6 protein-coding genes are annotated in these 6,332 nt (G+C 72.1%); 1 reads left to right on the top strand and 5 read right to left on the bottom strand.

Going from position 1 to position 6,332, the window contains the following annotated elements:
- Nucleotides 1-292 precede the first annotated feature (292 nt).
- Nucleotides 293-610, top strand: coding sequence for a UBP-type zinc finger domain-containing protein (locus tag BFF77_RS22005; protein WP_169922704.1), 318 nt, complete (start codon nucleotides 293-295; stop codon nucleotides 608-610).
- Nucleotides 611-721: 111 nt separating this feature from the next.
- Here BFF77_RS22005 and BFF77_RS22010 read toward each other — a convergent pair whose 3' ends face one another.
- From BFF77_RS22010 to BFF77_RS22030, 5 genes are all read right to left on the bottom strand, one after another.
- Nucleotides 722-1,444 carry a VOC family protein gene (locus BFF77_RS22010; RefSeq protein WP_169922705.1) on the bottom strand — a complete coding sequence of 241 codons (723 nt, stop codon included), beginning with the start codon at nucleotides 1,442-1,444 and terminating at the stop codon, nucleotides 722-724.
- 253 nt (nucleotides 1,445-1,697) lie between these two features.
- On the bottom strand, nucleotides 1,698-2,219 hold the full coding sequence (locus BFF77_RS22015) for a DUF4232 domain-containing protein (RefSeq protein WP_066952578.1): 522 nt from the start codon (nucleotides 2,217-2,219) through the stop codon (nucleotides 1,698-1,700).
- 239 nt (nucleotides 2,220-2,458) lie between these two features.
- Entirely contained in the window at nucleotides 2,459-4,228 is a 1,770-nt protein-coding gene (locus tag BFF77_RS22020; protein ID WP_066952580.1) for a serine/threonine-protein kinase, read from the bottom strand.
- 33 nt (nucleotides 4,229-4,261) lie between these two features.
- Nucleotides 4,262-5,377, bottom strand: coding sequence for an ABC-2 transporter permease (locus BFF77_RS22025; RefSeq protein WP_066952582.1), 1,116 nt, complete (start codon nucleotides 5,375-5,377; stop codon nucleotides 4,262-4,264).
- Between the two features lie 103 nt (nucleotides 5,378-5,480).
- A complete protein-coding gene (locus BFF77_RS22030; RefSeq protein WP_066952584.1) occupies nucleotides 5,481-6,269 on the bottom strand; it encodes a sulfite exporter TauE/SafE family protein in 789 nt (262 codons plus the stop codon).
- Between the last annotated feature and the right edge of the window lie 63 nt (nucleotides 6,270-6,332).

Raw genomic sequence — 6,332 nt, forward strand, 5'->3', positions numbered from 1 at the left:
AGATGCTCGATCGGCGGAATGAAGGGCTGGTGACGGCAGCGAGTACGCCAAATGTTGAAAGTCGTACGGAACCCTCGCACGCTGTTTCCCGGGCGCAGGTCAGGGGCAGTCTCGCGGGTCGGCCCGTGGGAAGGATCTTGCGGGAAAGCTCGTCGTTCACCGCGTGTACATGCCGTGTGCGCGTGCTCGGCGTGTCATGTCCCCGGCTCTGCTGGCGGGTGCGGGAGACCGGTCGTACCGTGAAGGTGCGACTGACTCGAAGGGACCTGTGGGTCGGACGGGCGGCGGCGTCATGGAGAACGAGGAACAGCGGATCGGCGGGATGATCTGCAGTCATCTCGCGGATGTGGAACCGGTGGACCCGGACAGCACCGACAGCTGCCCGGAGTGTGTCGCGCTCGGTGACAGCTGGGTGCATCTGCGTGAGTGCCAGAGCTGCGGACACATCGGCTGCTGCGACTCCTCCAAGAACAAGCACGCGACGGCGCACCACGAGGCGACCGGTCACCCGCTCATCCGTTCCTACGAGCCCGGCGAGGGCTGGTGGTGGTGCTACGAGGACGAGGTCGTCTTCGAGGTGGAGGGCGTCCCTCCCGTACGACCGGTCTGATCCCGACGCGGCACGACCACCGGCCCCCGCCGGCACGACCCGGGCGTCTCGGGGCGGGGCGGCTGCCCCCGGGGCGCCCGGCCCGCCGGTGCCGGTCGGAGCCGCCCGGTGTCAGTCCGAGGTCACGGTGAACAGGGCGCCGTCCGGGTCGCGCAGCGTCGCCTCCCGCAGCTCCGGCGAGGGATCCGGCGGCGAGAGCAGCGCGCCCCCGCTCTTGAGCGCGGCGTCGACCGAACCCGGCACCTCGGGCACCCGGAAATAGACATGCCAGCGCGGTCTGATCCGTGGATCCGGCACGGCCTGTACGGCGCCGCCGCGGATCCTGGCGACCACGTGCTCGTCCTGTCGCAGCACCGCGTCCGCGTCCTCACGCACCAGGGTGAGTCCGCCCTCGGTCTCCGGCGCCCAGCCGAGGACCTGCCCGTAGAACCGGGCCGCGTCGGCGGTGTCGCGGGTACGCAGCTCCAGCCAGGCCGGCGCGCTGCCGCGCCCCACCGTCCAGTCGGTGCGTACGGCGCCCTCCCAGATCCCGAACGCCGCGCCGTCGGGATCCATGGCCAGCGCGGCCCGGCCCGAGTGGAAGGCCAGCGGGCCCACCGCCACGGTCGCGCCGCGCTCCCTGATCCTGGCCGCCGCCTCGTCCACATCGGCCACCGCGAAGTACGGCGTCCAGGAGACGGGGACCTGGAGGGAGGAGGCCAGCGCGCCGATGCCCGCGACGGGCATCCCGTCGGAGAGGGCGACACAGAAGTCGTCCCCGAGCCCGGCCGGCCGGTAGGACCAGCCGAGGACATCGCCGTAGAAGGCTTGGGCGGCGGGCAGTTCATGTGACAGGAGAGTCACCCAGCATGGAGCTCCCGCAACCGTTTGTGACTCCGTCTTGTCCCGCTCCACACCGCTCACTCCACCCTCGCCCGTCACATGTCACCGCGCTTCACTCGCCTTGCTGCCACTACGTGTTACCGCTTTTTCCCTGTCTACTCTGCCAGGCCGCACACGACTTCCTCACCGGTGCCGGGCCGTACCGGGGTCCTCGGGACGTCGTCGGGACGTCACGGGGACCCCGGCGAGGTGTCGGCGCGCGGCGTCAGCGCGTCGCGGCGGCGAGGGCCGCGTCCGCCTTGGCGCGGGTGGGCTGCCACAGGGTGGTGACCGGCTCCCAGACCCGGATGCCCCGGGGTGATCCCAGGGACGCGGCGCTGAACCGCTCGCCGTAGTGCGACGGGTCGCCCGCCACCGTCAGGGAGGTGACCGTACGGCTCTCCTGGGCGGCCGGGTCGAGGGTGCGGACGGCGGCGTGGGCGGTGCCCCCGGCGGCGAGCCGGTAGGGGGCGCTCTGCGACGGCGGTACGGGCTGGGCCGCGCCGTCCAGATCCCCGAAGGTGACGGTGGGGATGCGGTCGACGACGCAGGCGCGCCCGCTCTTGTTGGTGACGCTGATACGGACGACATGGGCCGTGGCACCCCGGGCGGCGGCCACCGCGACCGAGCCCTCCCGGCAGGTGGCGAGGGCCGCGGGCGCGGCGACGGCGGCCGACACGCCGGTACCGGCGAGAAGAAGGGCGAGAGCCGCTGCCGCCGGCGCGGCGAGGGCGGGACGGATACGCATGGAGGTTCCCCGTTTCGCGGTCGATCGGTGAAGGGCGGCACAGCGCCGGACGCGTCCACGGCCGGTATGGGTCGTGCTGTGCCACTCGTCTGGAATGACACACGAAAGGGCCCGGTGGTTGTGCCCGGGGGCCGTGTTCGATCAGACGGTTCTCCCCCGTCACCCGTACGGCGGACCGCCGGGTGACGGGGGATCAGTCATCGGCGGGGCTTCCGGAACGGATCCGAACGGGACAGCCCTCAGTCACGCGCGTACTTCTTGAGGACCTTGCCCGATCGGTCGGCGGCCAGGTACGCGCCGCCGTAGTTGTCCGACAGATAGACGAGCAGGACGGGCTGATCGTCGGCGAAGGTCCATGACGGTTCGACGACGATGTAGCGGTTGGTCGGTTTGTCGACACCGAGCTCTTCCTCGGCCTGGCCGAACAGAGCGGGAAGGGTGTCCCAGTCGAAGGACGTGAGGTCGACGGCCCCCTCGCCGTCGGGCAGCGTGCCTCCCATGTCCCGCTTGGTGACCTGGCCGTCCCGGTAGTCGAACGAGTCGTACAGTTCCTTGCTCCCGGCGACGAGCGCGTCGGCCGAGGCGTGGTCGCCGTAGAGGGTGAAGCCGGTGACCTCCGTGCCGCCCATGACGGGTTCGAACTTCTCGATGACGGCTCTGGCGCCCGACGGTGTCAACAGGGAGCCCGCGTCGGAGCCTTGGGGCGAGGCGGCCGGATCGGAGGACTCCGACGACCCCGTGGTCCGGGCCGACGGATCGGCGGGCGCGCTGATGCCCGAGCGGTCCGAGCCGGGGGTGGTGCCGTCGCCGCCGTTGTCGCCCTGCGACGGGAGCAGCGCCCAGATCAGCACCCCGGTCAGTCCGACGCCGGCGACGGCCGCGGCGACCGGGACGATCGCGGGCCTGCGGGCGCCGCCCGCCCGGGGGGCCGGAACGCCGGCCCCGGACCCGCCCGCGGACACGGACCCGCGCGGAGCGGGCGACGCGGGGGCCCTGAAGGGACCGCCCGGGGAGGGAGCGCCGGAATACGGCGACGGCGCGGGCGGCTGCGCGTACCGCGTCGGAGGTGTCAGCACCTGGGTGGCCGGAGTGGGAGGCGGCTGGTGATCGGCCACGGCGTCGGCCTCTCCCGGAGTCCTGGCGTCGGCCTCGTCCCTGGCGGGGCCGGCCCCCTCCTCCACCGAGGCCAGCAGCCGGTCCAGTCCGGCCGCGTCCGGCCGCGCGTCCGGATCCCGGTCCAGCAGGGCCATCAGCACGGGAGCGAGCGCTCCGGCCCGGACCGGCGCGGGTATCTCCTCGTCGAGCACGGCGGCCAGGGTGGCGAGGGAGGTGGCCCGGCGCAGCGGATGCCGGCCCTCGACCGACACGTACATCAGCATGCCCAGCGACCACAGATCGGAGGCGGTACGGCTCTCGTCGCTGCGTATTCGCTCCGGCGCGATGTAGTCGGGAGAACCGATGAGTTCACCGGTGGCCGTCAGACCGGTGGCCTCGCGGAGCGCCGCGATGCCGAAGTCGGTGAGCACCGGCCGTCCGTCCGGCCGCAGCAGGACATTGGCGGGTTTCACGTCCCGGTGGTGGATGTCGGCCGCGTGCGCCGCGCGCAGCGCCGCCAGCACTCCGCGCCCGATCGCCGCGGCCTCGACGGGCGTCAGCGTGCCCTCGGCGAGCCGCTCCTGGAGCGACCGGCCCGCCACCAGCTCCATGACGATCCAGGGATGGACCATCTCCGGCGAGTCCACGATGTGATGGATCCTCACCACGCCCGGATGGTCGATCCTGGCCAGTGCCCTGGCCTCCCTCAGTACCCGTTCGCGCAGCAGCCTGGCCGCCGCCGGGTCCGCCGCGAGCAGCGCGGGATCGGGCGGGCGTACCTCCTTGAGCGCCACCTCACGGTGGAGCGCCAGATCAAGGGCGCGCCACACCATCCCCATACCGCCCGCGCCGAGCCGGCCCAGCAACTCGAACCGGCCGTCGATCACGCGTCTTTCCTGGCCCCCTGCGTTCATGGCGCTCAGGGTAGGGGCAGTGTGCCCGGCCGGTCACACCGCTCCCGCGTCCCGGCCGCGTCCGGTGCCCTCCGGCGGTAGCGCGGCGCGCGCGGAGGGACGTTCCCGGCCGCCGGGACGACGGCGGTGCCGGATCGGGAACACGGCCGTGGACACCAGTGCCCAGCCCGCCAGCACGGCGAAGGGGAACGCGTGCTGCGCGTCGCCGAAGTAGACCGCGGTGTGCTGGGCGTTGATCGAGGCGCCCGGCGGCAGCCAGCGGCCGATGTGGCCGAGCAGTGACGGCAGCAGTGGCCAGGAGACGGCACCGCCGGAGGACGGATTGCCCAGCAGCACCATCAGACCCCAGGTCGGGATCAGCGCCCAGCGCCCCATCAGGGTGCTGAACATGGTGAAGACCATTCCGCTGGTGAACATCGTGAACGCCAGGATCAGCCAGGACTCGGCGAACGGGAAGCGGATCGCGCCCAGCCACCAGTCCACCGCCGCGGCGATCGAGAAGCCGCCCAGCAGGGAGTAGACCGCGATGCAGCCGATGCGTTCGGCAGGCTTGAGCGTGCTCGCGTGGACGGAGAGCTGGGTCGCGCCGACGAAACCGACGACCACGGCCGCGATCGAGATGTAGAAGAGCGCGAGACCCCGGGGATCGCCCTTCTGGAGCGGCTTGACGTCGCTGATCCGCAGCGGGACACCGGCCGACCCGGCCGCCGCAGGAGCGGCTTCCGTGAGCACCTGTGCCACGGAGGCACCGGCCGCGCTCGCCACGGCGAGATCGACCCGGCCGGGAAGCACGGTCAGGATCGCGAACACCTCCTGTTCCTCGACCCCGTGGCGCGCGGCGGCGCCCGTGGCGAAAGGACGGAGTTCGAGCGAGGTGTCGAGCCGCTTCTCCATCCCCTCCACGAAGGCGGTGGCGGCCTTGGTGTGCAGAGGACCCACCACGGCGGTGGGGATGCGGTGCGGTGTCGGGTTGGCCATGTTGTACGTGTACGAACCGGCGAAGAGCCCGGCCGCGACCGCGGCGACGACCGTCACGACGGTGGCGGGAAGGAAGGGCGAGGTCCTGAAGGCGGCCCACCTCGCGGCCATGGTCCGGTGTCCGCCGTGCGCATCGCCGGAGCGGGCGTGACCTTCATGATCCTTACGCATGAAAGCACCGTAAGGCACTCGAATCGCGATCCCCGGGTGAATCCGGGCGGGGGAGGAGCGGTCGCTGAGCGGACCGGTGGGCGCCGGGCGGAGCGCTGACCGCTCAGCGCAGCAGCAACTGCAGTCCGCCGAGCACGGTCGCCGCGATCACCAGGCGCTCGAAGAGGCGCTGGTCGATCCGGTTCACCCAGACCTTGCCGATGTAGGCGCCGGGCAGCACGAAGAGCACCAGTGCGGCGTCCAGCAGGAGCGAACGGGCGTCGATCAGACCGAGTCCCACACTGAACGGCACCTTCGAGGTGTTGACGATCAGGAAGAACCACGCCGAGGTGCCCAGGAAGCCGAGCTTCCGGAAGCCCGCCGAGAGCAGATACATCGACATGACCGGGCCGCCCGCGTTGGCGACCATCGTGGTGAACCCGCCGAGCACTCCGTACGAACGGGCCGTGAGGCGACCGCTCGACGGCCCCGGGCGATCCGCGCCGCCCGGGGCCCGGCCGGTGTCCGCCGTCTCCTTCGGGGCGTCCGTCCCGGCGCGCCGCCGCCACACCGTGACGCCGGCCATCAGCAGCAGGATGGCCCCGATCGACGTGCGGACGGCGGCGTCGTCGGCCCCCAGCAGAAAGACCGTGCCCAGCACGACACCCGCGGCGACCGCGGGGAACAGCCGCCACAGGGTCGGCCAGTGGGCGTGCCGCCGGTAGGTCAGTACGGCGAGCACATCGCCGACGATCAGCAGGGGGAGCAGCACCCCGGTCGAATCACGGGCGGGCAGCACAGCGGCGAACACGGCCAGAGAGACCGTGTTCGCGCCGCTCACCGCGGTCTTGGAGAAGCCGACGAGCGCCGCCGCCAGGGCGAGCGCGGCGAATCCCCACCAAGTGATGTCCATGCCAACGACTGATGCTATGCCCGCCCGGTCCGCGTGGTTCCGGGCGGGCATAGCATCAGTCGT

It is taken from the genome of Streptomyces lushanensis, assembly GCF_001700515.1.
In the GTDB taxonomy this organism is placed as follows: domain Bacteria; phylum Actinomycetota; class Actinomycetes; order Streptomycetales; family Streptomycetaceae; genus Streptomyces; species Streptomyces lushanensis.

Bases quoted from the DNA above. Each gene is read 5' to 3' on its own strand.
- BFF77_RS22005 (WP_169922704.1), top strand. From the start codon at position 293: ATGGAGAACGAGGAACAGCGGATCGGCGGGATGATCTGCAGTCATCTC.
- BFF77_RS22030 (WP_066952584.1), bottom strand. From the start codon at position 6,269: ATGGACATCACTTGGTGGGGATTCGCCGCGCTCGCCCTGGCGGCGGCG.
- BFF77_RS22015 (WP_066952578.1), bottom strand. From the start codon at position 2,219: ATGCGTATCCGTCCCGCCCTCGCCGCGCCGGCGGCAGCGGCTCTCGCC.
- BFF77_RS22025 (WP_066952582.1), bottom strand. From the start codon at position 5,377: ATGCGTAAGGATCATGAAGGTCACGCCCGCTCCGGCGATGCGCACGGC.
- BFF77_RS22020 (WP_066952580.1), bottom strand. From the start codon at position 4,228: ATGAACGCAGGGGGCCAGGAAAGACGCGTGATCGACGGCCGGTTCGAG.